General features: G+C 71.0%; 27 protein-coding genes and 1 pseudogene. 12 read left to right on the top strand and 16 right to left on the bottom strand.

Features of this window, described 5'->3' with window-relative positions; translation table 11 throughout:
- Positions 1-38: 38 nt before the first annotated feature.
- Complete coding sequence (locus tag ACYVKZ_RS19100) at positions 39-1,493, bottom strand: hypothetical protein (protein WP_460993792.1); 1,455 nt, start codon at positions 1,491-1,493, stop codon at positions 39-41.
- A gap of 161 nt (positions 1,494-1,654) precedes the next feature.
- Here ACYVKZ_RS19100 and ACYVKZ_RS19095 point away from each other — a divergent pair, with 161 nt between their 5' ends.
- Positions 1,655-2,092: a VOC family protein gene (locus ACYVKZ_RS19095; RefSeq protein WP_460993791.1), complete on the top strand. Its 438-nt coding sequence runs from the start codon at positions 1,655-1,657 to the stop codon at positions 2,090-2,092.
- A gap of 79 nt (positions 2,093-2,171) precedes the next feature.
- Here ACYVKZ_RS19095 and ACYVKZ_RS19090 read toward each other — a convergent pair whose 3' ends face one another.
- From ACYVKZ_RS19090 to ACYVKZ_RS19065, 6 genes and pseudogenes are all read right to left on the bottom strand, one after another.
- Positions 2,172-3,125: an L-lactate dehydrogenase gene (locus ACYVKZ_RS19090; protein ID WP_460993790.1), complete on the bottom strand. Its 954-nt coding sequence runs from the start codon at positions 3,123-3,125 to the stop codon at positions 2,172-2,174.
- Between the two features lie 81 nt (positions 3,126-3,206).
- Positions 3,207-4,340 (bottom strand): annotated as a pseudogene (locus tag ACYVKZ_RS19085) (NAD(P)/FAD-dependent oxidoreductase); the annotation flags it as partial.
- A 16-nt stretch (positions 4,341-4,356) separates the two neighbouring features.
- Positions 4,357-5,442 carry a Gfo/Idh/MocA family protein gene (locus tag ACYVKZ_RS19080; protein ID WP_460993789.1) on the bottom strand — a complete coding sequence of 362 codons (1,086 nt, stop codon included), beginning with the start codon at positions 5,440-5,442 and terminating at the stop codon, positions 4,357-4,359.
- Positions 5,442-6,272, bottom strand: a complete 831-nt coding sequence (locus ACYVKZ_RS19075) for an amino acid ABC transporter ATP-binding protein (RefSeq protein WP_460993788.1) — start codon at positions 6,270-6,272, stop codon at positions 5,442-5,444. Before ACYVKZ_RS19075 ends, ACYVKZ_RS19080 begins: the two co-directional genes overlap by 1 nt.
- The gene (locus ACYVKZ_RS19070) at positions 6,269-7,057 is read right to left on the bottom strand and encodes an amino acid ABC transporter permease (RefSeq protein WP_460993787.1); all 789 of its coding nucleotides are present in this window, start codon (positions 7,055-7,057) and stop codon (positions 6,269-6,271) included. The genes ACYVKZ_RS19075 and ACYVKZ_RS19070 overlap by 4 nt, the downstream gene beginning before the upstream one ends.
- Positions 7,058-7,076: 19 nt before the next feature.
- Positions 7,077-7,904, bottom strand: coding sequence for an ABC transporter substrate-binding protein (locus ACYVKZ_RS19065; protein WP_460993786.1), 828 nt, complete (start codon positions 7,902-7,904; stop codon positions 7,077-7,079).
- Positions 7,905-8,043: 139 nt separating this feature from the next.
- Here ACYVKZ_RS19065 and ACYVKZ_RS19060 point away from each other — a divergent pair, with 139 nt between their 5' ends.
- The 6 genes from ACYVKZ_RS19060 to ACYVKZ_RS19035 all read left to right on the top strand — a co-directional run bounded on the left by ACYVKZ_RS19060 (position 8,044) and on the right by ACYVKZ_RS19035 (position 14,109).
- Positions 8,044-9,123: a LacI family DNA-binding transcriptional regulator gene (locus tag ACYVKZ_RS19060; RefSeq protein WP_460993785.1), complete on the top strand. Its 1,080-nt coding sequence runs from the start codon at positions 8,044-8,046 to the stop codon at positions 9,121-9,123.
- 85 nt (positions 9,124-9,208) lie between these two features.
- The gene (locus ACYVKZ_RS19055) at positions 9,209-10,180 is read left to right on the top strand and encodes a 1,4-dihydroxy-2-naphthoyl-CoA synthase (RefSeq protein WP_460993784.1); all 972 of its coding nucleotides are present in this window, start codon (positions 9,209-9,211) and stop codon (positions 10,178-10,180) included.
- Positions 10,181-10,247: 67 nt separating this feature from the next.
- The gene (locus tag ACYVKZ_RS19050) at positions 10,248-11,393 is read left to right on the top strand and encodes an AMP-binding protein (protein ID WP_460993783.1); all 1,146 of its coding nucleotides are present in this window, start codon (positions 10,248-10,250) and stop codon (positions 11,391-11,393) included.
- A gap of 54 nt (positions 11,394-11,447) precedes the next feature.
- Positions 11,448-12,329: a 1,4-dihydroxy-2-naphthoate polyprenyltransferase gene (locus ACYVKZ_RS19045; RefSeq protein ID WP_460993782.1), complete on the top strand. Its 882-nt coding sequence runs from the start codon at positions 11,448-11,450 to the stop codon at positions 12,327-12,329.
- Between the two features lie 75 nt (positions 12,330-12,404).
- Complete coding sequence (locus ACYVKZ_RS19040) at positions 12,405-12,650, top strand: hypothetical protein (RefSeq protein ID WP_460993781.1); 246 nt, start codon at positions 12,405-12,407, stop codon at positions 12,648-12,650.
- A gap of 106 nt (positions 12,651-12,756) precedes the next feature.
- A complete protein-coding gene (locus ACYVKZ_RS19035; protein ID WP_460993780.1) occupies positions 12,757-14,109 on the top strand; it encodes an HNH endonuclease signature motif containing protein in 1,353 nt (450 codons plus the stop codon).
- A 2-nt stretch (positions 14,110-14,111) separates the two neighbouring features.
- On the opposite strand, the gene ACYVKZ_RS19030 is transcribed toward ACYVKZ_RS19035, so the two are convergent.
- Positions 14,112-14,576 carry a DUF4229 domain-containing protein gene (locus tag ACYVKZ_RS19030; RefSeq protein ID WP_460993779.1) on the bottom strand — a complete coding sequence of 155 codons (465 nt, stop codon included), beginning with the start codon at positions 14,574-14,576 and terminating at the stop codon, positions 14,112-14,114.
- Positions 14,577-14,601: 25 nt separating this feature from the next.
- On the opposite strand from ACYVKZ_RS19030, the gene ACYVKZ_RS19025 reads away from it, so the two are divergent.
- A complete protein-coding gene (locus ACYVKZ_RS19025) occupies positions 14,602-14,865 on the top strand; it encodes a PLD nuclease N-terminal domain-containing protein (protein ID WP_307004918.1) in 264 nt (87 codons plus the stop codon).
- Between the two features lie 44 nt (positions 14,866-14,909).
- Here ACYVKZ_RS19025 and ccsB read toward each other — a convergent pair whose 3' ends face one another.
- The 5 genes from ccsB to ACYVKZ_RS19000 form a co-directional block, all read right to left on the bottom strand.
- Positions 14,910-15,986: a c-type cytochrome biogenesis protein CcsB gene (gene ccsB, locus ACYVKZ_RS19020; RefSeq protein WP_460993777.1), complete on the bottom strand. Its 1,077-nt coding sequence runs from the start codon at positions 15,984-15,986 to the stop codon at positions 14,910-14,912.
- Positions 15,986-17,815, bottom strand: a complete 1,830-nt coding sequence (resB, locus tag ACYVKZ_RS19015; protein WP_460993776.1) for a cytochrome c biogenesis protein ResB — start codon at positions 17,813-17,815, stop codon at positions 15,986-15,988. The genes ccsB and resB overlap by 1 nt, the downstream gene beginning before the upstream one ends.
- Positions 17,815-18,564 carry a cytochrome c biogenesis CcdA family protein gene (locus tag ACYVKZ_RS19010; RefSeq protein ID WP_307004924.1) on the bottom strand — a complete coding sequence of 250 codons (750 nt, stop codon included), beginning with the start codon at positions 18,562-18,564 and terminating at the stop codon, positions 17,815-17,817. Before ACYVKZ_RS19010 ends, resB begins: the two co-directional genes overlap by 1 nt.
- Positions 18,564-19,142 carry a TlpA family protein disulfide reductase gene (locus ACYVKZ_RS19005; RefSeq protein ID WP_460993906.1) on the bottom strand — a complete coding sequence of 193 codons (579 nt, stop codon included), beginning with the start codon at positions 19,140-19,142 and terminating at the stop codon, positions 18,564-18,566. The genes ACYVKZ_RS19010 and ACYVKZ_RS19005 overlap by 1 nt, the downstream gene beginning before the upstream one ends.
- An 87-nt stretch (positions 19,143-19,229) precedes the next feature.
- Entirely contained in the window at positions 19,230-19,898 is a 669-nt protein-coding gene (locus tag ACYVKZ_RS19000) for a histidine phosphatase family protein (protein WP_460993775.1), read from the bottom strand.
- 222 nt (positions 19,899-20,120) lie between these two features.
- Between ACYVKZ_RS19000 and ACYVKZ_RS18995 the strand changes: the two genes are divergently transcribed.
- On the top strand, positions 20,121-20,669 hold the full coding sequence (locus ACYVKZ_RS18995; protein WP_460993774.1) for a YceI family protein: 549 nt from the start codon (positions 20,121-20,123) through the stop codon (positions 20,667-20,669).
- A 39-nt stretch (positions 20,670-20,708) separates the two neighbouring features.
- On the opposite strand, the gene ACYVKZ_RS18990 is transcribed toward ACYVKZ_RS18995, so the two are convergent.
- The 3 genes from ACYVKZ_RS18990 to ACYVKZ_RS18980 are packed head-to-tail and all read right to left on the bottom strand — an operon-like array spanning position 20,709 to position 22,797.
- Positions 20,709-21,569 carry an SDR family NAD(P)-dependent oxidoreductase gene (locus tag ACYVKZ_RS18990; protein ID WP_460993773.1) on the bottom strand — a complete coding sequence of 287 codons (861 nt, stop codon included), beginning with the start codon at positions 21,567-21,569 and terminating at the stop codon, positions 20,709-20,711.
- A 56-nt stretch (positions 21,570-21,625) separates the two neighbouring features.
- A complete protein-coding gene (locus ACYVKZ_RS18985; protein WP_460993772.1) occupies positions 21,626-21,982 on the bottom strand; it encodes an SPW repeat protein in 357 nt (118 codons plus the stop codon).
- 32 nt (positions 21,983-22,014) lie between these two features.
- On the bottom strand, positions 22,015-22,797 hold the full coding sequence (locus tag ACYVKZ_RS18980) for an SDR family oxidoreductase (RefSeq protein ID WP_460993771.1): 783 nt from the start codon (positions 22,795-22,797) through the stop codon (positions 22,015-22,017).
- A 207-nt stretch (positions 22,798-23,004) separates the two neighbouring features.
- Here ACYVKZ_RS18980 and ACYVKZ_RS18975 point away from each other — a divergent pair, with 207 nt between their 5' ends.
- From ACYVKZ_RS18975 to ACYVKZ_RS18965, 3 genes are all read left to right on the top strand, one after another.
- Positions 23,005-23,649 (top strand): NADPH-dependent F420 reductase, encoded by a 645-nt coding sequence (locus ACYVKZ_RS18975; RefSeq protein WP_460993770.1) that lies wholly within the window; start codon positions 23,005-23,007, stop codon positions 23,647-23,649.
- A gap of 144 nt (positions 23,650-23,793) precedes the next feature.
- Positions 23,794-23,970 (top strand): hypothetical protein, encoded by a 177-nt coding sequence (locus ACYVKZ_RS18970; RefSeq protein ID WP_460993769.1) that lies wholly within the window; start codon positions 23,794-23,796, stop codon positions 23,968-23,970.
- Positions 23,971-24,139: 169 nt separating this feature from the next.
- Positions 24,140-25,042, top strand: a complete 903-nt coding sequence (locus ACYVKZ_RS18965) for a hypothetical protein (RefSeq protein WP_460993768.1) — start codon at positions 24,140-24,142, stop codon at positions 25,040-25,042.

Below are 25,042 nucleotides of genomic sequence, written 5' to 3'. Positions count from 1 at the left end.
GCCCGGCCTCCCTCGGGAGCCCGAGGGGCGGGCGCCCGCTACAGGCCGGCCTTGCTGAACATCTGGTCGAGGAGCGCCACCAGCGCCTCGGCTGCCGGCTGGACTTCCGCCTCCGTCCTGCGGACGTCGTTGGCCTCGAGGGACAGCGTTCCCCGCCGCGCGCCGACGGCCACATGCCGCTCACCGGTGCCGTCCGGGAGCTCGTAGGCCACCGCGTAGGCGGCATCCCCCCGGGGGGCGGCCGCCAGCGGCCTGAGGGAGGACCAGGCCCGGGTCTGCGACAGCCCCATGACGTCCTCCGTGACGGACGTGCAGGTCCGCAGCGCCTCGGCACGGGCATCGAAGGGGTAGGGCTGCGGGATGGAGTCGGCCATGCTGACGGCGAGCACGGTGATGAACGACTTGCCCGCTTGGCTTCCCGAATACTGTGCCTGGGCCATGGAGGAACCGGCGAGGGCGCCGAGGTACGCGGCGTCGTCGTAGGTGCAGGCCGCCTCGCTGGGGCGCGCGGTGGACGTGGCGCCGGCCGGGATGAGCTGGGCGTTGACCAGCGGGGCGCTGCCGCCCGGACCGGGCACTCCCCTGACCAGGGCGGCCAGCTGCTCGGGCGTCCGGGAGTTCGGCGTCGGCGTGCTCACGGTGGGCGGGTGGCTGGCGGCCTGGTCGATGATCTTCCGGGCGATTCCGGCCAGGGCGTCCAGGGCGGGCTGGGCATCGGCGTCCTGCGCCACGCTGAGCGAGAGGGAGATCGAGAGGGTGCCGGCCAGCACGCGCAGCGTGGTCCCGCCCAGATCGCCCGGTCCACCCGGCGTGGTCTTCTGGAGCATCGCGAAGGCCCGCTCCCCCACCTTCGGGGCGGGGAGCATCCGGAGGCTGTACGCCGAGGCACTCGTCCCCTGGTCGATCTTCAGTGTGAACTGGCTGCAGCGGGAGGCGGTGCTGTCGGTGTAGTTGAAGTCGGACGCGGCCAGCGCGTCCGCGGCGGCGCTCCTGACGATGACGATCGCGGTCGTCGTCGGCCCCCCCGAGCCGGGGCCGGCCGAGGGCGCCGCCTGGGAGCCGCCGAATGCGGGCAGGGCGCCCTGGGCGAAGGCGACGTTCGCGTCCCGGGCGATGTCGAACGGGTTCTTGGCCGCGAAGGGCTGGCATTCGGCGGGCATCGCCGTGGACGTGATCGCCGGCCACGAATTGGCCGTGGCACCGATCCGGAAGCTGCGCGAGTCAGAGGCGCCGTAGGGGCGCACCGTCACCGCGTTGACGATCGCCATGAGCTCGTCGTCCGTGAAGACCCTGGCGGGCTGGCCCGCGGGGGCGCCGGCCGACGGGCTCGTGGCGGATGCCGTGGGTGGTGCCGGAGCGCCCCCGGGCGAGCACGCGGCGAGGGCCAGGGCGGCCAGCAGGACCACCGAGGTGAGGCGCAGGCGCCCCGGGCCGCGGCGAGAGCGCCTGACTCGGCGCTGCACGCCCGGGCCTTCGTCCGCTCGTTCTGGCATCCCCGCTCCCCTCCCCGTCAGGCTCCCAGCCTCACCGGCCGCGCCGCGGACGGCCAGAGGAGTTCGTCCTACGATGCCGCAGGGATGGCAGCGGACAGCGCCTGTCCTCTTCGGGCCACCGGGCTCTTCCGGGGCCGGGGTGGGCCGCCTAGCGTGGGCCCATGGCGTACACCTTCCAAGTGGTCATCGACAGCCATGACCCCCACGCGCAGGCCGACTGGTGGGCCGAGACCCTCGGCTGGACCGTCGAGCCGAGCGACGAGGACTTCATCCGGCGCATGGTCGCCGAGGGCTACGCCGGCGAGGACGAGACGACGAGGCACCGCGGCGTCCTCGTGTGGGCGTCCGCGCAGGCCATCTGCCCGGCAGACCAGGTCGGGGACAGGGGCCGCCAGCGGTTCCTGTTCCAGTCGGTGCCCGAGGGCAAGTCGGTGAAGAACCGGGTGCACTGGGACGTGCGGATCGGCGGCGACGACAAGGACGAGGTGCGGGCGCGGCTCGAGGCCCGCGGCGCGACGTTCCTATGGGAGGGCCACGAGGGGCCGCACGGGTGGTACACGATGGCCGATCCCGAGGGGAACGAGTTCTGCATCTCGTGAGGGGCCCGGGGCTCAGCAGCGGCTGCTGGCGCCCGGGCGGCTGCCGGTCCCCCAGCGGCTGCCGGCACCCGAGCGGCTGCTAGTACCCGAGCGACTGCGCCGAGGCGCGCAGAGCCTCGGCCGAGCGCCCGAGCCGCGCCAGCTCGCCGTCGTCCATCGGGACTTCGAGGACGCGCCGGACCCCGCCCGCGCCCACCACGGAGGGCAGGCTGAGGGCCACGCCGTGGATGCCGCACTGGCCCGAGAGCACCGAGGAGACCGGCAGCACGGCGTCCTCCCGGCCCAGGACCGCCTCGACGATCCGGGCGGCGGAGAGCCCGATCGCGTAGTTCGTGGCGCCCTTGCCCTCGATCACGCGGTAGGCCGCCGTGCGGACGTTGTGCGCGAGGGCCTCGAGGGACTCCGGCGTGAACGCCCGGGAGCCGTCGTCGGCCCTCCAGTCCCGCAGCGGCACGCCGCCGATGGTCGCGCAGGCCCAGAGCGGGAACTCAGTGTCGCCGTGCTCGCCCACGATGTAGGCGTGGACGGAGGAGCGGGACACCCCCACCCGCTCGCCCAGCAGCCACCGCAGGCGGGAGGTGTCCAGCACCGTGCCCGAGGCGAACACCCGGCCGGCCGGAAGGCCGGAGATGTGCCGCGCGATGACGGTCAGCACGTCACACGGGTTGGTGACGAGCACGTAGACCGCGTTCGGCGCCTGCTCGACCAGCCGTGGCATGAGGGCCTCGAGGATGCGCGCGTTGGTCCCGGCCAGCTCGAGCCGGGTCTGCCCCGGCCGCTGCTTTGCCCCGGCGGTGATCACCACGGCGTCCGCACCCGCAGCGAACGCCAGGTCAGTCCCGCCGGTGATGCTCGAGGCCCCGGTGAACTGGGTCCCATGCGCGAGGTCGAGGACCTCGGCCTCGACCTTCGCCTGGTCGATGTCGTAGAGGACCACCTCGCGCGCCGAACCGCGGATGAGGCAGGCGTAGGCGACCGAGCTCCCCACCGCGCCGGCGCCGACCACCACGAGCTTGCCTGCCTGAGCCGCCATGGGTTCTTCCTATGCCACCCCGGCGCGCGAGTGCAAGCCTCTCCGCCTATTTGGACCGGGCGGAGAGGCCAGCGGGCCGCGTCAGCCCTCGAACCGCTCGGGCCTGAACGTCGCCAGCATCGGATGCGGGCGGCCGGTGATGAGCTCATCCGCGACCAGTTCGCCGGCGATGAGCGCCAGTGTGGCCCCAGAGTGGGTGAATGCCGTGTAGCACCCCGGGACCCTCCGAAGTTCTCCGAAGACGGGCTCGCCATCGCCCGGGATCGGCTTGAGCCCGAGCTTCCACGATCCTGCCTTGAGCTTCGGAGTCCCTGCGAGGAGCCGCGAGGCCTCCTCAAGCAGTTCGTCGACCACGGGCTCGGGAATGGAGTAATCCCCGGCGGCGTCGCGCACAATGTGCTCCTCGTACCAATCGTGGTCGATCGCGATGGTATTGCCCGGGTTGGGCCGGATCGCGGCCCGGGGCGTGTTGAGGACCGCCCGGACGCCGTGGTCGAGGGGTTCGGTGACGACGAGCATCGAGACGGGCGAGCCGTTGTTGATCTGCACTCCGAACGGTGCAACGACGTCCGGGGTCTGCGCACCGCAGGCGACGACTACGGCGTCGGCTCGGACGGCGCCGAGGGCCGGCGCCGCCACGCCGGCGGCGCGACCGTCCTCGACAATGAGCTCGGCTGGACCGGCGTGGGCCTGGAGGACGCCGCCGCGGCGGGTGAATTCGACCATGAGGTGCTCGATGAGGTGCGGAAGGCTCACCCAGCCCTCCCCGGGGTTGTAGACGGAGGTTGCGGCGAGCGCCTCGGTATTGAGACCCGGGGTGACATCGCCGATGGTGTCCGGACCAATGAGGTGGGAGTCGTAGGCATGGGCACGCTCGCACCGGTGCCGGGCGGCAGCTGAGGCCCCGTCGCCGTCGCTGTCCCAGTAGACCCCGCCGCCGAACTGGAGCCACTCCCGGGAGGTGTCCTGGGCGAAGAGGGTGCGGTAGCGGTCGATACCCGCCATGCGCAGCGCGTGGTACTCGTCGCTCCTGGTCCCGGCTGAGTTGAGCCAGGAGAGTGAGCGGCCCGAGGCGCCGGAGGCGAGTTCTCCCTCGGTGATGAGAGTGACTTCTGCGCCGGAGCGGAGCAGGTGGACGGCTGTGGAGACGCCGATGACGCCGCCGCCGATGACCGCGACGTGGCGGGGGCTCTGGTTTTCAGGCATGTCGTTCTTCCTCTGGTGTCGTGTCTCAACTACGTGCGAGCGAGCGGATGGGGGCGCGAGCGTGGAGCTCCCTGATGATCCGCAGGGTCTCGAGGGCTTCGGTCGGTTCGACCGGAAGGGGCGCGCCGCGGTGCAGCGAGTCGGCGAGCAGCCGGTAGAACGCCGGGTAGTCGCCGGGGACGAGGCCTACGTCGACGGTCGTGCTGCCGTCCGAAAACCGGGCGGGTTCCCTTGAGGGGACAGCGCCGTAGCCGGGTCTGGCGGGGTCCGCTCCGGCGGCGAGCGCGGCTTCCTGGCCGTCCAGGCCCCATGACGTGAACCCGGCCAGGCTACCGAGGACGTGATACCGCGGCCCCTGCGCCGGGGCGACGCCGTTCATCCAGAGTCGGCTCACGACGCCGGAGGCGTGCTGCAGTTCCGCGAAGCTGTCCTCGTCGCCCCGTGCTCCGGAGGAGTGCCGTCTGAGGTCGGCCCTTGCCGTGTCGACGGGGCCGAAGAGCCGGACCGCCTGGTCGATGAGATGGCTGCCGAGGTCGGTGAGCAGACCGCCGCCGTCATCGACCCCGGCGGCGTCGCGCCAGTTGCCGAAGCCTTCGGGACGCCACCATTCGAAGCGGGACTCGAACGTATGGACCTCGCCGAGACGGCCCGAGCGAACGAGGTCGGCGACGGTCAGGAAGTCGCCGTCCCAGCGCCGGTTCTGGAACACCGTCAGGACAACGCCGGCGGCGGCCGCGGCGTCGATCATCGCCTGGGCGTCCTCGACCGACGGCGCGAAGGGCTTGTCGACCACGACGTGGAGGCCGCGGCCGACGGCGGCGATCGCCTGATCCCGGTGGAGCGCAGGCGGCGTCCCGAGGACTACGAGATCGAGCTCCAGGCTGCCGTCGTCGATGCACCCGAGGAGCCCGGCGTAATCCGGCACGACGAGGGTCGTCGGGAAGTGCCTGCGGGCGGACGCCCTCCGTGTGGGGTTCCCGGTCACGACGGCGTCCACGCTGAAGGCCGGATTGGCCGCGAGGAGGGGGCCGTGGAACACCCCGCCCGAGACGCCGAAGCCGACGATGGCCGTTCTGATCGGGCTCGTAGGGTCGACCTGTCCCTGTCCCATCACAGCACCTCCGAGAGGAAACGCTGCAGACGGGCCGAGCGGGGGCTGTCGAAGATGTCCTCCGGAGTGCCGGTCTCGACGACCTGCCCCTCATCCATGAAGACCACCTGATTCGCGGCCCTGCGCGCGAACCCCATCTCGTGCGTCACGACGACCATCGTCATGCCGCGCCTGCTGAGGCTTGCCATGAGATTCAGCACCCCGTTGACGAGTTCGGGGTCGAGGGCGGAAGTAGCCTCGTCGAAGAGCATGACCTGGGGTTCCATGGCGAGCGCACGAGCGATCGCCACCCGCTGCTGCTGTCCGCCGGAAAGGTCTTTGGGCCTGTGGTCTGCACGGTCCCGCAGCCCCACCTCGTCCAGACGTGCCCTGGCGAGATCAACCGCGTCCTTCTTCGAAAGACGCTTGACCTTCCACGGCGAGAGTGCGACATTCTCGAGCGCGGTGTGGTCCGGAAAGAGGTTGAAGTGCTGGAAGACCATGCCGATCTTCCGGCGCAGCTGGTCGGGGTGCTGGCCGACGGTCGAGACCCCGTCGAGGAGCACGTCCCCCGACTTCGGTTCGTGCAACCGGTTGATGCCGCGGAGGAGCGTCGACTTGCCCGAGCCCGAGGGCCCGATCACGCAGGTCGTCGTTCCGGGCTCGACGCGGAGGCTGATGCTGCGGACCACGTCCACCTCCCCATAGGCGAGGGTGAGGTCCCGGATGTCGAGCCCGGCGCCGCTGTAGGCGGGGGCCAGGTCAGCTGGGGGTGCTTCGGGCGATCGTGATGCTTCGGTGTTCATGGTGATGTCCCTGGTCCTTGGGCGGGCTGCCGCGGGGATGGTCATGGGCGTGCCTCCTCTGCTGGGGCGCCGACCGTCTCGAGCTCGGCGACTTCTCGGAGTCCGGAGACGGGCGCGACCGCTCTGCGCCGCCCGGTGCGGAAACGCTGGTCGATGAAGTTCACCAGGTGCGTCAGCGGGACGGTGACGATGAGGTAGAACAGGCCGGCGAGGACCAGCGGGGACAGGTTCCCGCTCAGGACCGCGGCGTCCTGGCCGACGCGGAAGAGCTCGCGCTCGGAGACAAGCAGCCCCAGGAAGTACACGAGGCTGGAGTCCTTGACGATCGAGATGAACTGGTTGACGAGCGCGGGGAGCACGCGTCGGATGCCTTGGGGCACGACCACCAGGCGCATGGCCGGCCCGTAACCCATCCCGAGTGCCCGGCAGGCTTCGAGCTGGCCCTTGTCGACAGCCTGGATGCCGGCCCGGAAGATCTCCCCGATGTAGGCGCCCGAGATCAGGCTCAGCGCGATGATGCCGAGCGGGTAGGGGCTGGGCCCGAAGATCTGCTGGCTCAGACGTGCGAAGCCCTGGCCAATGAGGAGGATGGTCAAGATGGCGGGAAGTCCGCGGAACAGATCGGTGTAGACGCGGGCGGGCCATCGCAGCCAGGCCGAGGGCGAGATGCCCATGAGAGCCACGAGCATCCCGACGATGCAGCCGATGACGGTGGCCGCGATCGATATGACGAGGGTGTTGACGAGGCCGACCTGCAACAGCTGAGGCAGGACATCGGCCATCGCCTGGAAGTCGAAGAAGGTCTTGGTGAGGGTATCGAACAGATCCATCGTGGTGCTTTCTGCTCGGTTACTGGTCGGAGGCGGGCAGGTACTGCTTCGGCATGGGCGAGCCCGGGAACCACTTCTGGTAAAGGCGCTTCCACGTGCCGTCGGCCATGGCGGCCTTGAGCGCCTTGTTCAGCGCGTCCTTGAGGGCAGGCTTGTTCTTGGCAATGGCGAAGCCGGCAGGGGCGTCGAAGGACGGAATGTCGGCCGCGTCGACGAGACCGAACTTCGCGACGTAGTCCTTGGCGGCCTCGTAGTCGAGGAAGTGGGCGTCGATCGTGCCCGAGTTGAGGGCCGAGACCGCCGCGTTGTTGTCCGGGAAGCGGACGAGGTTCGAGTCGGGGAAGTTCTTCATGGCGTAGGTCTCCTGCAGGGTGCCCTGCACGACGCCGAGCCGCTTCCCCTTGACGGCATCAGCGCTCGTGACTCCCGACGCCTTCGTCGTGAGGACGGTGAGGTAGCCGGCGAGATAGCCATCGGAGAAGTCGACCGTCTGCTTGCGCTTGTCCGTGATGCCGATCGCGGCGACGCCGACGTCGAATTGCCCGTTCGCGACGGCGGGGAGGATCGCGGAGAAGTCCTGGCCGGTGAAGACGACGTTGGCGATGCCGGCCCGGTGGGCGACGTCAGTGAAGAGCTCGACGTCGAAGCCGGTGAACTTCCCGGCGGAGTCGGTGAACGTATAGGGCTTGGAGTCGCCGACGCTCGCGACGCGGAACTGCCCGGGGTCGATGAGGCCGTAGGGGTTCGACGCCGCAGTCGACGAGGCGCTGCTCGAGCCGCCGCAGGCCGCCAGCGAGAGGGCGAGTGCGGCCGCTGCCGCCAGTGCCGCTGCTTTGATGCTCCGCATGAGAGGACTTCCGTTCTGTTGGTGAGACCGGTCTCAATGGTGGACGGTGAGGTTGAGACCGGTCTCAACTTCGGGGATGATGTGACTGTACTTACGCCACAGTGTGGCGTCAATCTCTTTTTCCCGATGGGATGGGCATGTGACGAAACGAGAGCAAGGAGTCCGCGAGGCGACGGTGGCGGATGTGGCGCGGGCCGCGGGAGTGTCGAAGGCGCAGGCCGCGAGGGCGCTCGGCGGCTACGGGGCGGTCAGCGAGCAGGTGCTCTCCGTCGTGGTCTCGGCCGCCGAGGAGCTCGGCTACAGGCCCAACCAGCTTGCACGGAGCATGACCACGGGGCGGTCCAACTCGATTGGGGTTGTGGTCGGGGACATCGAGAACGCCCACTTCGGGCTGGCGCTCCGCGGAATTTCTGACGAGGTGCGCGAGGCCGGGTACACGGTGGTCCTCGTGAACACGGACGAAGACCTGGGTGCCGAGGTCGGCGCCGTCCAGGAACTGCTGCAGCAGCGAGTGGCCGGCCTCATCGTCGCCCCCTGCTCGAGCACCGAGGCCGCTCACTTGGATTCTGCACACGCCCACGATCGCGCCGTCGTCCTGTTCGACCGCGGCGTCCGCGGCTGGAGCCTCGACACCGTCCGCGTCGACTTCGCAGACGCAGCCCTCCACGTGGGGCGGCTCCTCCTCGACGCTGGCCATCGTCGCGTCGGCTACGTCTCGAGCCTTCGCGTCGAGGAACCGTACGAACAGGGCACGGACCTCGGCCTCTCCCCCGTCGCCGACCGCGTGGGCGGAATTGAGCGGGCGTTCAAAGAGGCCGGGGCGGAGTGGGACCGGAGTCTGGTGAAGCTCAATGCTGCATCCGATCACGCGCTCGCCGGCGCGTGCGCAGACCTCCTCGACCGCCCTGAGCCGGCGACCGCCATCGTCTGCTCGGATAGCCGCATTGCTCTGGGCGTGCTCAGCCAGATCAAGCGCCGGGGGCTTCGCGTGCCCGAGGACATCTCGGTGGTCGCCTACGACGACTTTCCCTGGACCGAGCTGGTGGATCCGCCTCTCACCGTCGTGTCACAGCCGGTCTACGATATGGGACGCGAAGCCGCCCGGGCGTTGCTGCGTCGGCTCGGCCACCGGGTTCCTGCGGAACAGCTGCCGCTGAGGGCTCACCTCGTCGAGCGGGCCTCGGTGGGCCCAGCCGCCGCAGGAACGCCCGCGGCATAGGCCTTTGGGACCCCAATGCACCTCGGCGCAGCCCTGTGCGCCCCTAGGGCTCTCCCGCGTGCGCCGCCGACTAGACTCTTTCCACATGACCACCACTTCCGCGAATGAGCAGCCCGCCCTGCCCGAGAAGGTCTCCGACATCTTCGACCCCACGCGGTGGCGCGCGGTCGAAGGCTTCGACTTCGAGGACCTCACCTACCACCGGCAGGTCGAGCGGGACGGGAGCGGCGCCGTCGTCCGTGACCTGCCCACGGTGCGGATCGCGTTCAACCGGCCGGAGGTGCGCAACGCGTTCCGGCCGGGCACGGTCGACGAGCTCTACCGCGCGATGGACCACGCCCGGATGACGCCGGACGTCGCGACCGTCCTCCTCACCGGCAACGGGCCGTCCCCTAGGGACGGCGGCCACGCGTTCTGCTCCGGCGGCGACCAGCGCATCCGCGGACGCGCGGGCTACCAGTACGCCTCCGGCGAGACCGCCGAGACGATCGACCCGGCCCGCGCGGGGCGCCTCCACATCCTGGAGGTGCAGCGCCTCATGCGCACCATGCCGAAGGTGGTCATCGCGGTGGTCAACGGATGGGCTGCCGGCGGCGGCCACTCCCTCCATGTGGTCTCCGACCTCACCATCGCCTCCCGCGAGCACGGGAAGTTCAAGCAGACCGACGCGACGGTGGGCTCGTTCGACGCCGGCTACGGCTCGGCGCTGCTGGCGCGCCAGATCGGGCAGAAGCGTGCTCGGGAGATCTTCTTCCTGGCCCGCGAGTACTCGGCCGAGGACATGGTGGCCATGGGCGCGGTCAACGAGGCGGTGGAGCATGCGCGGCTCGAGGAGGTCGCGCTCGAGTACGCAGCGGACATCGCGCGGCAGTCCCCCCAGGCCGTCCGCATGCTCAAGTTCGCGTTCAACCTGGCCGACGACGGCCTCGCGGGCCAGCAGGTGTTCGCGGGCGAGGCCACGCGGCTGGCGTACATGACGGACGAGGCAGTGGAGGGCCGCGACGCGTTCCTGCAGAAGCGCGACCCGGACTGGTCCGCGTTCCCGTACTACTTCTGAGCGCACGGCTGCCAGAGACCCCGCACCACCCCGCCAGAGACCCCCCAACGAGAGGCGCCCCCACACCGTGAACCTGGACCCCGTGCTCTCAGCCCTCGCCGCCGCGCTCGCAGGCGAGGGCCCGGCGGTCGAGTTCGGACCGGGCGGCCCCGGATTGGCGGGGCACAGCAACGGGTCCGCGCTGCCGGAGGGCACGGCGGTCGTGGTCCGCACATCCGGCTCGACGGGAGAACCCAAGGCGACCGCCCTCACCGTCGAGGCCCTCGCGGCGTCCTCGGCGGCCACGGCGATGCGCCTCAGGGGCGAGGGCCAGTGGCTGCTCGCGCTGCCCCTCGACTACGTCGCTGGCGTGCAGGTCCTGGTCCGCTCCCTGTTCGCCGGAACGCGGCCCTGGGCCATGGACCTCTCGGGCGGCTTCACGCCCGAGGCCTTCGCCGACGCCGCGGAGGCCCTCACCGACCCGATCCGGCTCACCTCCCTCGTGCCAACCCAGCTGCGCCGCCTGCTCGACGACGGCTCGCCCCGGGTGCTCGCGGCCCTCACCCGCTTCGACGCCGTGCTCCTGGGCGGCGCGGCGATGCCTCGGGACCTTCTCGACCGGGCCCGCGGGGCCGGGGTGCGGGTGGTGACGACGTACGGCTCCGCGGAGACCTGCGGCGGCTGTGTGTACGACGGGGTGCCGCTGGACGGGGTCGACGTCGAGCTCGTGGACGGCCGGGTATGGCTCGGCGGAGACGTGGTGGCCGCCGGGTACGTCGGAGACCCGGAGCGCACCGAGGCGCACTTCCGCACCGACCCGGACGGCCGCCGGTGGTACCTCAGCTCCGACGTGGGCGAGTTCGCGCCCGACGGTCGCCTCCGGATTCTGGGGAGGGCAGACGACGTCGTCATCACCGGCGGCGTCAAGGCCTCCGCCGCTCGGGTGGCGGCGGCTGTCGAGGCCCTGCCGGGAGTGCGTGAGGCGTTCGTGGCCGGCGTCGACGATCCGGAGTGGGGGCAGGCGCTCGCCGCTGCCGTGGTCCTCGCGGCGCCGGAAGGGCCGGCCGGGCAGGAAACGGTGCCGGAGGACATCCGTGCGGCGGCCGCGGAGCTGCTCGGCCGGCTCGCGCCGAAGTCATGGCTGGCCCTCGAGTCGCTCCCGCTCCTGCCGAACGGGAAGCCGGACCGCCGGGCCCTCACCGAACTCCTGGCCGCCAGGCACCGCAGGCCCTAGCGCACCGCCGCCCCTCAGCCTTCACCCACCCACCACCGTCAGAGGAATCAGCCCGTGGCAACACCCGCCCAATGGATCTCCGGCTCCCGGCCGCGAACCCTACCCATGGCCGTCGCGCCCGTGGTGATCGGCACCGCGGCTGCGTACGGCCTGGGGGCGTTCAGGCCGGCCAACGCCGTGCTGGCCGCGCTCGTCGCGGTCCTGCTCCAGATCGGCGTGAACTACGCGAACGACTACTCCGACGGGATCCGCGGCACCGACGACGACCGCGTGGGGCCCTTCCGGCTCACTGGCTCCAAGGCTGCGGCGCCCGCCCAGGTCAAGCGCGCCGCCTTCCTCGCGTTCGGGGCCGCCATGGTGTTCGGCCTCATCCTCGTGGTGATCTCGCAGGCCTGGTGGCTGCTGCTCGTCGGTGCAGGATGCGTCGCGGCGGCCTGGGGCTATACCGGCGGCAAGAACCCGTACGGCTATCTGGGACTCGGCGACGTGTTCGTGTTCGTGTTCTTCGGCCTCGTGGCCACGCTCGGCACCACGTACACGCAGGCGGGGACCCTCAGTGCGGCGTCCTGGATCGGGGCCGTCGGCACGGGCCTCATCGCGGATGGGCTCCTCATGGCCAACAACGTCCGCGACATCCCGACGGACGAGACGGCGGGCAAGCGGACCCTCGCCGTGCGTCTGGGCGACTACCGTGCGCGGCGGGCCTACGTCTGGATGCTCGGAGTGGCGGTGCTCGGGCCCCTCCTGCTGGCGCCGTGGAACCCGTGGATGCTGATCATGCTGCTGCTCGTCCCGGCGTGCCTCACCCCATCGTGGCTCATGCTCGGCGGGAAGAAGGGTCCGCGCCTCATCCCGGTCCTCCAGCAGACCGGCTTCATCAACCTCGGCTACGCCGGGCTCTTCACGGTCGCCGTGGTGCTGAAGACCCTCTTCTAGACTGTCTGGGGTGGCCGCGGCCGGCGGCCATTTGGAGCCTCCAAAAATGTCGTAGCTACGTTCTAGTATCTGTCTATGGGAGTCGGACAGGGGTTCGGGGATCGCCCTGGGGCCATCGGCCCCGCCGGGGAGGGCGGGCCGTGGTGGGCCGCCCTCGAACTCGAGGCGATCCGCGAGGCCGAAGAGGAGCGTGCCGCCGCCGGCGGCCCCGTCGAGCCTGAGCCCTGGCTGCTCAGCGCGTGGGAGCGCCGCGACGACCCGTCGACGAGGCGTCCTTCCTCCGTGCCCCGACCCCGACCTGCTGGCCCTCATCGCAGATGACCTCGCAGCGGGAGCAGCAGCGGACGGAGAAACGGCCGGGCCAGCCCACGGCAAGCTCTCCGAGGGCACCGATCTTGGCGGCGCTCTCCCGTCCCCTGCCGCAATCGTGGCCGATATCGAGGCCGAGGCCGCCCAGCTCCTGATCGCCCGCCTGGAGCGGATCGACCGCGACGACGCCGCCCGCGCCGCCGAACGCATCGTCACTCTGGCCTCCCTGGCGCGAGCGGTGGGCGGCTCGTCAGATGATCCCTTCCGGCGTCTCGGGGCGCCGTCGATCGCAGCGTCCGAGGTCTCGGCAGCACTGAAGCTCTCAGCCCGCACGGCGAAGGGAATGGTCGCCGAAGCGCTCGAGCTCTCCCGGCCAGCGTGGCGCCCCCTGCTCGAGGCCATGCACGCCGGGCTCGTCCCCCAGCGCCGGGCGCGGACGATCCTCGACGCTGCGACGCCGGTCCCGCAGGAAAGGCTGGCCGCCTTTGTCGCCGAGGCCGTCGCCGTCGCAGCCCCCACCGGCCCTGATGGCAGCCCGGACGCGGACGGGATCCCCAGCCCCGGCGCCCTCGGCCGGAAGCTCCGGCGGCTGGCCGAGAGGCACGCCGCCGACCCTCTCGCCGTCCGCAAGGCGAAGGCCCGCGAGCACCGCCGGGTGGACATCGAGCCCGCAGGAGACGCCATGTGCTGGCTCACGGCCTATCTGCCGCTCGAGGACGCCGCCGCGATCGACACCCGCCTCGAAAGCATGGCGCGGTCCCTGCAGGGCCCCTCCGAGAGCCGTACGCTCCCCCAGCTGCGGGCCGATGTGTTCGCGGACCTCGTCAGTGGCGTGTCTGCGGCAGACCTCCGGCCCGCCGCAGGCCCGGGGGCCCAGATCGTCGTCACGGTCCCGCTGGCCACACTTGAGGGTTCGGGGGATGCTCCCGGGGAGATCCTCGGCTACGGCCCCCTCGATCCCGACGCGGCGCGCCTCCTGGCCGCACGTGCTGCCACGTGGACCCGGCTGTGGGTCGATCCGGGGACCGGCGCGCCGCTCGCGCTCGGGCGCACGCGGTACCAGCCGAGCGCCGCCATGCGCCACCAGCTCGGGGCCCGGGACATGGTGTGCCGGTTCCCCGGTTGCGACAGGCCCTCCACAGCCACCGACGCCGACCACACCATGCCGTGGGCAAGCGGCGGCGAGACCGACACCGACAACCTTGGCCTCCTGTGCAGGGAGCACCATCGGCTCAAGAGCGAGGGCCACTGGAGGGCACGGCAGATCGGGCGCCCGAAGGCTGGGGCGGACGGTCCCGGGCGCCCAAAGGCTGGGGCGGACCGTCCGGACCGTCCGGACCGCCCGGGCCGCCCGGAGGCACTGGCCGCAGTGCGCCGGCATCTCGCACCGCCGGGGACGATCGAATGGACCTCTCCCGCCGGCCGGCGCTACATCACCTATCCCGAGGGCGACCCGCCGCCCCCGTTCTAGGGCTAGGAGGCCGTTCCCTCCCCACCGGGGTTCTGGGAGTCCTGGGGGTTCTTGGGGCTCTGGGGGCTCTGGGCCTTCCGGTCCTGCAGCGTCCGGTCTCGGTTCTCATCCGCTGCCCTCTCAGCGGGAACCCCGGTACCCTCGGCGTCGTTGCGCTCGGTGGCGGTGCCCTCGGCGTCGTCGTACTCGGCGTCCTCGTCGGCGCGCTGTGCGTCGTCAAGCGCGTCTTCCACCTCGGCGTCCGCGAGCTCGCGCTTGGTGCGCACCTGCTTGCGGCCGCCGAAGACATCGCGGACCTCGCTGGCGGCGGCGTTGCGCTGGCGCGTCAGGAACAGGAAGTTGATCGCGAAGGCGATGAGCACGGCGTATACAGCAGAGAGGACCACTCCGATGCGCAGCACCATGAACACCGCGAACGGCACCACGAACAGGACGGCACGGAGCAGGAAGTACTTGAGGGAGGCCACTGGACGAGTTTACTAAAATGGTCCTATGATCCGCGTCCTGCCCTGGCTCATCGTCCTGGTCGCATGGCTGTATGGCATGGTCGACTGCGCACTCAGTGATCGCCGCGCCGTCCGGGGTGGCATCTCGAAGACGCTCTGGTTCCTCATCTCGGTGCTCCCCGCCGTGGGCACCATCCTGTGGTTCGCCTTCGGCCGGCCGCGGGGCACCACCCCGCCGCGCGGCAGGGACGGAAAGGGCCGCCGCCCGATGGCACCGGACGACGACCCTGACTTCCTCCGCGGACTCTGAGCGCCGCGTCCGCTCCCCCGACGGTCAGCCGGCTCTCCCGGCCGTCAGCCGGCGCTGACGCCCGCGTAGGAGTGCAGGCCGGAGAAGTAGATGTTCACCACCGTGAAGTTGAAGATGACGCACAGGTAGCCGACGATCGAGAGCCATGCGGCGCGGACGCCCGTCCAGCCGCGGGTCGCGCGGGCGTGGAGGTAGGCCGCGTAGACGACCCAGATCACGAAGCTCCAGACTTCCTTGGTGTCCCAGCCCCAGAACCGGCCCCAGGCCTTCTCGGCCCAGATCGAGCCGAACATCACGGTCAGCGTCCAGCCCACGAAGGCGATGGTGTTGATGCGGTAGGACAGCGCCTCGAGGGTCAGCGAGCTCGGCACGAGGCGCATGAACGACCCGGTGTCGAGGCCCCCCGCGGCAATCTTCGCCTCGCGGCGGCTCTGCATGAGCTGGAGGACAGCCATCGAGAACGTCAGCGTGAACAGCGCCGAGGAGAGCACGGCGATCGAGACGTGGATGACGAGCCAGTAGCTCTGCAGCGCGGGGACGAGGTGGCCCACCGGGATGTAGAACGCGACCGCCGCGGCCACCATCATGACCACCGCGAGGCCGAGCACGAACGTGCCGAGGAAGCGCAGGTCCCGGCGGATGAGCACCACGAGGAACACCGCGACGACGAGGAAGGCGCCCGTGGTGCAGAACTCGTACATGTTGCCCCACGGCACCCTGCCGGCCGCGATGCCGCGGCTGAGCACGCCGGCCGCGTGGATCAGGAGGCCGAGGATGCTGAGGGCGACACCGACGCGCGCGCCCTTGCGGCGCGAGCGGTACTTGAGGTCGGCATCGGCCACCTCCACGACCCCGGAGCCCGAGGCCTTCGACGGCGCGGGGCCGGAGCTGTCCACCGTCGTGGTGCCTCTGCCGGCGCCGGCGAGCACGGCCTGCTTGGCCTCCGCCTTCGCGGCGGACTGGGCCTTCTCTCCGGCCAGCAGGGCGGCGTCGCGCTGGGCGACCTTCCCGCTGGTGGCCATGTCCCACGCGAAGGCGAGGAACGCGACGACGTATGTTCCGGCGGCAAGCAGCATGAACAGCTCGCTGTACGCACCGAGAGTGAAATTGATCTGCGGCATCAGGCGTCCTTCTGAGTACTGGCCGAGGTGGTTGTACTGGCCGACGTAGTTGTACTTGCCGACGTGGTGTTGCTGGCCGACGTGGTCTTCGCGTTCCCAGTCTGCGCCCCCGGGTCCTCGCCGGGAACGTCCCAGGCCTTGGCGAGCGCGGCGCGCACGGCCCGGCCCTCGGCGGCCAGGCCGCCGTGGTCCTCGCCGCGGGTGAGGAGGCCGTACTCGATCATGGTGCGCCCGTCCTCGTGCTGGCCCACCCGCACCCACAGGCGCCGCCGGGTCAGGAAGAGGGAGCAGATGAGTCCGGCCAGGGAGAACAGGGCGAAGCCTAGGGCCCATTCCTGTCCCGGGTTGTGGTGGATGTCGAGGGCAACGTAGCGCTTGAGGCCGTCGAAGCTGATCGACCCCTGCCCATTCGGCAGGCTGTAGGACTGGCCCGCACCCAGCACGATGCCCCCGGCGGGCTTGTCGCGGCCGTTGACCTGGGTCAGCTTGGCGACGTCGAGCGCGTAGACGTTCTGGGGCTTGCCCTTGTCGAGCCCGAGGTCGCCCACGTACGAGTTCAGGTTGAGCTGGACGTTGAGCGGATCGGGGTCGGCGCTGAAGGCGACGTTGTTCGCGCCCTTCTCGGCGGTCGGGAGGAAGAATCCCACGAAGCCGAGCTGGGTGGGCTTGGCGTCGGGGACCTTGATGACGACCGTCGAGGTGTAGACGGCGTCGGTCGGGATGGCCGGGACGGGGCCCTGGAAGGCCACCTTCCCGTCGCCGCCGCGGACGGTCACCACCGGCGCGTAGCCGTTGCCGACGAGGTAGACGTCCGTGGCCCCGATCGAGATCGGGTCGTTGACCTTGAGGTCCTGCTGCCGTTCGGGATCGCCCGGCGAGTCCCGCGTGGTCACGTGCGCGGTGAAGTCGAGCGGCTGGCCGAACTGCTTGACCGACTCGCGGTCGTAGCGGACGTCGAACTTGTCCAGACGGAGCGAGTACGGGGCAAGCCAGCTGGACTGGAAGTCGGTGCCCGGGTTGAACGTGTCGTACCCGACGAGGGTGTTGACGAACGACTCGCCCTCAATCAGGGTGCGCTGGCCGCTGTAGCCGAACAGGCCGCCGATCGCCACCGAGACGAGCACGCCCACGAGCCCGGAGTGGAAGCAGAGGTTGCCGAACTCCTTGAGGTAGCCCTTCTCGGCCCCCACGGAGTGGAACGCGGACGCCCGACGGCGAGCACCGCCGTCGGGCGCGTCCGTCACCTCGGTCTCGGGCGCGGCAGGGCGGAGGTCGACGCGGTAGCCGCGCTTCTTCAGGAGGGCCGCGGCCTGCTCGGCGGCATCGGCGGCCGCGAGGCCGCGCGCGGCCGGGACCACGAGCGTGCCGTAGACCGGCAGGCGGGACAGCCGCGCGGGGGTGCGCGGCGGCTTGGAGCGCCAGGACTTCCAGTGGGCGATCGCCCGCGGGACGACGCAGCCGATCAGCGAGATGAATAGCAGCAGGTAGATGGCCGAGAACCAGACGGAGGAGTAGACGTCGAACATCTGGAGCTTGTCCAGGAGGGGTCCGTAGTCGGCGTGGTCCTTGAGGTACTGGGTCACGACGGCCGGGTTCGTGGGCCGCTGGGGGAACAGCGATCCGGGAACGGCGGCGACGGCGAGGAGCAGGAGGAGGAAGAGCGCCGTGCGCATGCTCGTCAGCTGGGTCCAGGCCCAGCGGAGCATGCCCACCACCCCCAAGGCGGGCAGGGCGACGTCGGTGCGCGCGGCCTGCCTGCCCTTGCGGCCCTTGGCGGGCTTCGGGTTCTTCTTGTCCTGGGTCTCAGGCTTTGACTTCGTCTCACTCATCAGACGGGCAGCTCCACGGTTCCGATCCAGATCTGCAGCTGGCTGATCCAGTAGGTCCACACCCCGGAGACCATGAGGACTCCGACGAGGATCAGCAGGCCGCCGCCGGCCCCCTGGAGGGCGCGGCGGTGCTTCTTGAAGAACGCCATGGCCCCGAGGCCGCGGCGCAGGCCCAGGGCAATGAGCAGGAACGGCACACCCAGCCCGAGGCAGTAGAAGAACGTCAGCAGGGCGCCCTTGTACGCGCTCGGGCCGTCCGAGAAGGCGAGGACCTGCACGGCCGCGAGGGTCGGCCCGATGCAGGGGACCCAGCCGAGGCCGAACGTGATGCCCAGGAGCGGTGCGCCCCAGAGGCCGGCGGGCGGTCGGGCGTGGACGCGCGCCTCCCGCTGGAAGATGCCGAGGCCGCCCATGAAGACGATCCCCATGAGCACCACGACGATCCCGAGCACGCGCGTGAGCCATCCGGAGGAGATGGCGAGCCACGAGCCGAGCTGGCCGAACACCGCGCCGGTCGCGACGAAGACCACGGTGAAGCCGAGCACGAACAGGCCGATGCCGGCGACCATGCGGCCGCGGCGCTGCTTGGCCAGGTCGACGCCCGTCAGCCCGGTGACGTACCCGAGGTAGCCGGGCACGAGCGGCAGGACGCACGGCGAGAGGAACGAGACGACGCCCGCGAGCAGGGCCACGGGCAGCGCGAGCAGGAGGGAGCCGTTGAGGACGGTGTCGCTGAAGATCCCGCCCACTACTCGGCCGCCGCGGAGGTGATGAGGGCCTTGAGCGTGCTCTTGTCGAGCTGGCCGAGCACGCGCGAGGCCACCCGCCCCTGCTTGTCCAGCACGATCGTGGTGGGCACGGCCCCGGGCGGGACGGCGCCGGACATGGCCAGCAGCACCTGGCCGTCCTTGTCGTTGAAACTCGGATAGGTGAGCTTGAAGCTCTGCTCGAAGGCCTGCGCCGTGCCCTTCTCGTCGCGCAGGTTGACGCCGTAGAAGGCCACACCCTGCGGCTTGAACTCGGTGTGCAGCGCCTCGAGCTCGGGCGCCTCGAGGCGGCACGGGGCACACGCGGCGAACCAGAAGTTCAGCACCGTCACGTGCCCGGCGAGGTCCTTGGAGCTGACCTTCGTGCCGTCGTAGAGCGTGCCGTCGAAGTCGACCGGGGGCTTGCGCGTGTCCTTCGCGTACTCCGTCACCGAGCCGTCGCCGGCCACGTAGTTCTTGTTGTCCCCCGCGCGCGCCTGCTGGGCGAGCGGGTCGGACGCCGCGCAGCCCGAGAGCGCGGCGACGAGCAGGGCCGCCGCGGCGGCCGCCGCGGCGAGCATCCGGCGGCGCGTCGGACGGATCGAGGTGGCGGGGGCGGCGGCCCCGAGGGGCAGCTCGGCACGGGACATCTGGTGCTCCTGGGGCATTCAGGCCCCCGGGGTCGTGGCCGCGCCCGGCAGCAGCCGGGCGGCGGGCTCGGTGTAGCGGACGGAGGTCACGGCACCCGTGAGGGTGTCGATCGTGAGGGAGGTCAGCGAGGCGAGCGTGCACTCGCGCTTGCGCGGATCGTGGGGCAGGGGCCTGCCCTCGGCCTTCAGGCGGGCCAGCCAGATGGGCAGCTGGTGCGCCACGAGGATGGCCTCGGCACCCTCGCCGCCCAGCTCGGCGGCCCCGCGGGCTGCGTCACGTGCGGCCTCGAGGACCCGGGCCGCCTGGGCCTCGTAGGGCTCGCCCCAGGAGGGCCGGAGGGGGTTCACGAGGTAGGGCCAGTGCTTGGGCTTGAGGAGCTCGCGCGGGGTGACCCTGAGCCCCTCGAAGTGGTTCTCCGCCTCTATGATGCGCGGCTCGGTCCGGACGGCGAGGTTGAGCACCTTGGCGCTCGGCTCCGCGGTCTCCTGGGCCCGGGTCAGGGGCGAGGCCGCGAGCAGGACCACCCGCGCGCCGTCGAGCGCACGCTGGGCGAAGTGGGAGGCGACCGTGTTGGCCATCTGGCGGCCGCGCTCGGACAGGTGGAAGTCCGGCAGCCGGCCGTAGAGCACGCCGGCAGGGTTGTACACCTCGCCGTGGCGCAGCAGATGGACGGTCGAAGAGGGCATGGCTCCAGTTTCTCAAACGTGGTGGGCGGCCGTGAAATCGCAGGAGACGGCCCTGCCCGAGATTCTACAAAGGGTAGAACTATCACGCCCACCCTAGAGTTCCCTGTGTAACGTGGGCCACAGGCGCTTGCGGTCCATGCATCTGCATGTTTTCATGGAATCAGCGGTTAGTTGACGCTTCAATCAAATGTGCTCCGGCACACCTACTCAGGAGGAACCACAGTGACTCTGCCCCACGGCCTCACCACCGGAACCTGGACCCTCGACGGCTCGCACAGCGAGATCGGCTTCACCGTCCGCCACGCCGGCATCTCCAAGGTGCGCGGCCGCTTCAACGAGGCCACCGCCACGGTGTCGGTCGGCTCAACCGCCGCGGACACCACAGCCACCGCCGTCGTCAAGACCGCGTCCTTCGACTCCGGCGACGCCAACCGCGACGGCCACGTCAAGGGCCCCGACTTCTTCGACGTGGAGAACTTCCCGGAGATGACCTTCGAGGCCACCTCCATCGAGGCGAAGGGTGACGAGTTCGACGTCACCGGCAGCCTCACGATCAAGGGCGTCACCCGGCCCGTCACCATCGAGACCGAGTTCAACGGCGTGGCCGTCGACCCCTTCGGCGCCACCCGCGCTGGCCTCTCCGGTGAGACGACGATCTCCCGCAAGGACTTCGGCCTGACCTGGAACGCGGTCCTCGAGGCCGGCGGCGTCCTCGTCTCCGACAAGGTCGTGATCTCCCTGGACCTCGCGTTCATCGCGCCCCAGGCCTGATCCTCCGGAGTCCGGAATGACTGCCCGGGCCTGAGGGGATCAGGCCCGCGGCGATCGGGCCTGCGGGCCCCCGTCCACGACGGTGACCGCGAGCGGCATACGGCTGGCCCTGCGGAGGCGCCCTGTCATGAGGCTGCGCAGTCCGCGGGCCACCAGCGTCGGCCCGCGGAGGTCCCGGAACTCGGGGGCCTCCGTGGTGACGAGGCGGAGCAGGGGGCGCGCGGCGTCGTCGGGAGCCTGTCCCCACAGGCCCACGACGACCTGCAGCGCCCCCAGACGCTGCTCATAGCCGCGCTGGGCGGTGACGCGGCCCAGCAGGTCCGTCATGACGAGGCCGGGGTTGAACCCGTGGACCCGCACCCCGGTGCCCGTGGTCTCCCGCTGCAGCGTCTCCGTGAACTGCCGGACCCAGCCCTTGGACGAGGCGTAGGCGTTCTGCAGCGCCACCGGCCCGCGGTCGCCCTGACCGTAGAGGTTGACGAGGTCGCCGTGGCCCTGGGCGAGGAACACGGGCAGGGCAGTCCGGGCGCCGTGGAAGGTCCCGAGGATGTTCGTGCGGACCACTCTCTCGAAGTCCTCCGGCGGCGTGGAGGCGGTGGGACCGTAGACGCCTGAGGTGCCGGCGTTGTTCACCCAGATGTCGAGCGTGCCGTGGGCGAGGGCCTCATCCCGCAGTGCCTCGACGTCCACCATGGCGCCCGTGTCGCAGCGGCGCCCGTGCACCGTGAGGCCCTCCGCCCGCAGGATGTCCACGGCGCCCCGGACGTCGTCGTCCGATCTGGACGCGAGCACCACCGTGGCACCGTGGCGGCCCAGCAGCCGCGCCATCGCGAGCCCCAGGCCCCGCGTCGATCCGGTGACCACGGCCACCCGTCCCTGCAGCGGGGCCCGTCCGCCCATGCTCCCTCCATCTCCCCCGGCCCGGCCCGCGGCAGAGCCCTATGGTTCGGTGCGCCTCAGTGGGAGGGCATCGTCCGGTGGTGGGCTTCCATGGCTGGCCGGACGGCGGCCGCCGTCACCCCGGCTGCGACGATCCCGGTGATCCAGGACGTCCAGGCCGCGCCGGTGTGGTCGGAGTAGGCGCCCATCCAGGGCGAGGCGAAGAGCAGCACGCCCAGGGCGCACTGCGCGTACTCGAGCCACGGTGTGCCGGGCATCGACAGGTTCAGCGCCGCTGCGACGACCAGCAGGATGCCGAAGACCAGCATGAGGGTCCTCGAGCCGGCCGTCTGCGCAGTCCACAGGACCGCCACCGCGGCGTAGAGGCCGCAGACGCCCGCGACGTAGTCCTCCCACCGGCTCCATGTCTTCATTGCTCTTCCTTCCCTTTCTTCCTTCCCGGGGCTCACCAGACGGCGTCGCCGCGGATGACGGCGTCGCTTCCGCCGTCGACGTAGACGATCTGGCCGCAGAGGTGGGTGTTCTCCTCGCCTCCGAGCCACGCCAGGGCACGGGCCACGACGACCGGCTCGGCGATGCCATTCAGGGGCATCGGGACCGTCTCGAGCAGCGCCTGCCGCTGCTCGTCCGTGGAGATCATCGCGGCCGTCATGGGCGTGGCGATGATCCCCGGGGCGACGGCGTTGAGGGGGATCCCGGCGCCGGCCCACTCCGGCGATGCCGCCTGCCGGCGGACCCAGCGCGAGAGCGCGAGCTTGGTCGAGGAGTAGATCAGGCCGCCGGTTGTCTCGGGGGCCTTGGCGAGGACCTCTGCACGCGCGAGCGCCGCCGGTTCGTCCTCGGCGGTGAGCAGCGAGACCAGTTCGGCGTCGCTCGGCAGCAGCGCAGCCATCGAGGACACCAGCACAGCCCTCGGCGATGGCGATCCGGCCAGCAGTGGTCGGAGTCCTGCGAGCGTGGCGAGGGTCCCGAAGTAGTTGACGGCGACGGTGGCGGGGGCCGGGACCGCCAGCCCCGCGACGGCGTACACGGAGTCGATCCGGCCGCCGCTGAGCCGGCGCACGCCCTCGGCCAGGGCAGCCCGGCCTTGGGGTCCCGAGAGGTCGGCGACCACCTCGGCGTCGTGGATGTCGACGCCGACGACGGTCTCGCCCCGCTGGGCGAGCAGATCCCGGGTTGCCCTGCCGATGCCCGACGCCGACCCGGTCACCACTGCTGTCCGAGGCATGATCCGCTCCTCCTGGCGCCGGGATCCCCGTCTCCCACTCTCTGACGCGGCCCCCGAGCGGGCCAGAGTCGAAGGGCCTGACGGCCCGTTGCCCCAGCGGCGGCGTAGGTCCGCGGGCGCTCTTGTGCGGGTGGCCTAAGGCCCTATCAGGCGGATCGGCACGGATCTACCCTCGGTGGCATCAGGCCAGCGATCGAGGAGGCAGACGTGAGCGCTGAGGTCACGATCATCGGCAGCGGAAGGATGGCCCGAGGACTCGCGCAGACGGCTCTGCGCGCGGGGCGTGCCGTCCAGATCCTGGGCCGCGACGGGAGCCAGACCCGCGACCTCGTCGAGTCGCTCGGCGCCGGCGCCAGCGGCGGGGTCATCGGCGCCCCCGTCGAAGGCGGCCTGGTCATCCTGGCCGTCCCCTACAGGGAGGCTGCCAATGTGGTGCGCGAGCTCGGCGACGCGGTGGACGGGCGTGTGGTCGTGGACATCGCGAACCCCGTGGACGTCGCGACCTTCGACGGCCTCCTCACGCCAGCGGGGACGTCGGCGGCGGAAGAGGTCGCCGCGATGGTCCGGGGCCGCGCCGAGGTGGTCAAGGCCTTCAACACCGTCTTCGCCGCGACCCTGGAGGCCGGTTCGGCGGGTGGCCAGCATCTGGACGTCTTCATCGCGGGAGACTCGGAGACGGCCAAGGAGAAGGTGAGCGCGCTGGTCGCCAAGGCTGGGATGCGGCCGATCGATGCAGGACCGCTGCGCCGCTCGCGCGAGCTGGAGGCGTTCATGCTCCTGGTCTTCGGCCTCCAGGTCAGCCCCGCCCACGAGAACTTCAACTGGGACACCTCACTGCGGATCTTCCCCTAGGCCATCACGTACCGGGCCGCCGGCCCGCGGGCTTGGCCGTCCGCCTGCAGAAGGGTTGAGACTCCGGCCCGCGGGTAGGTCACGTGGGTATCCCCGGGCGAGGGGCCCGGGGGGTTCGCCGACGCGGATGAAGGGAACCCGACCATGGCACATGAGCCGCTCGAACTGGCCTTCGCCTTCTTCGAAGCGTCCCAGAAGGAGGGCACCAGCTCCGCTGAGATTGCGGGACGCCTCGAGCAGGCGCGCACCACGGCGCTGCTGAGCATCGCCGAAAGCCTTGCCGTCATCGCGGCGGCAACGGTGGAGGAAACGACCAGCTGACCGCAGCCCTGCGTGGGCTGACCGTGCAGCAGGGCCGCCGCGCGCGGCACGCCCTCACTGACATCAGGGAGGGGTGCCGGGCCGGTGCCCTCTGGCGTTACAGTGGGGTCAACGCGGCGGGGGCGCGTAGCCGTTACCCCGTCGGGCCACCTTCAACGATTGGACCCGCATGAGCACGCCCCCTGTCCCCCCGAACGGCGCCGAGCAGCACCACGGGGATCAGCAGCCCGGGCCCGAGCAGGCTGGCCAGGGCCAGGCGGGGCAGGGCCAGGCGGGGCAGGGCCAGGCGGGGCAGGGCCAGGCGCAGCCCGGGCCCGGACGGCCCGCCCCGAAGTACGGACAGTACGCTCCCGGATATGGGGAGGCGCAGCAGCAGCCGCCAACGTACGGCCAGCAGCAGCCGCCGGCCTACGGACAGCAGCAGCCCCCAACGTACGGCCAGCAGCAGCCGCCGGCCTACGGACAGGCGTGGCAGCAGCCCGGTGCCCCGGGCTACGGCGCCCAGGGCTATGGGCCTCAGGGGTACGGTGCCCCTGGCTACGGGCCCCAGGGCTATGGCACTCCCGCTCCCGGCCCTGACGCGCAGCGCACGGCGGTGCGCCGGGCTTCGCTGCTGGTCTTCATCACGGCGGCCGCCGAGGTCGTCATCGGCCTCTTCGCCACGCTTGTCACCCTGAACACGCCGACGTCCGCCCTCCGGACCCTCTTCAACGACGCGGGCGGCGCCTCGTCGGGCATCACCTTCGAGCAGTTCCGCCAGATCATCAGCACGTTCGTGTGGCTCGCCATGGCAGGAGTCGTGGTCAACGCCGTCGTGCTCGTGCTGTGCGGGGTCTTCCTGATGCGGGGACGCAAGTGGGCCCGGACCCTCGGCACCGTCTTCCTCTGCCTCACCCTCGGCGCCTTCCTCGCGGGCGGCGTGTTCTCCCTCATCACGATCGGCCTCGCAGTCGCATCGATCGTGCTCCTGTTCAGGCCCGCGGTGACGGCCTTCCTCACCGCCCAGAACCAGTTCGCCAATCCCTACACGCCCCCGAAGGGACCGACCTTCGGCAATCCCTACGGACAGTGA

This window comes from Sinomonas soli (assembly GCF_054782415.1).
Note: the sequence above shows the minus strand (reverse complement) of the source record. Positions and strands in the feature narration are given on the sequence as shown.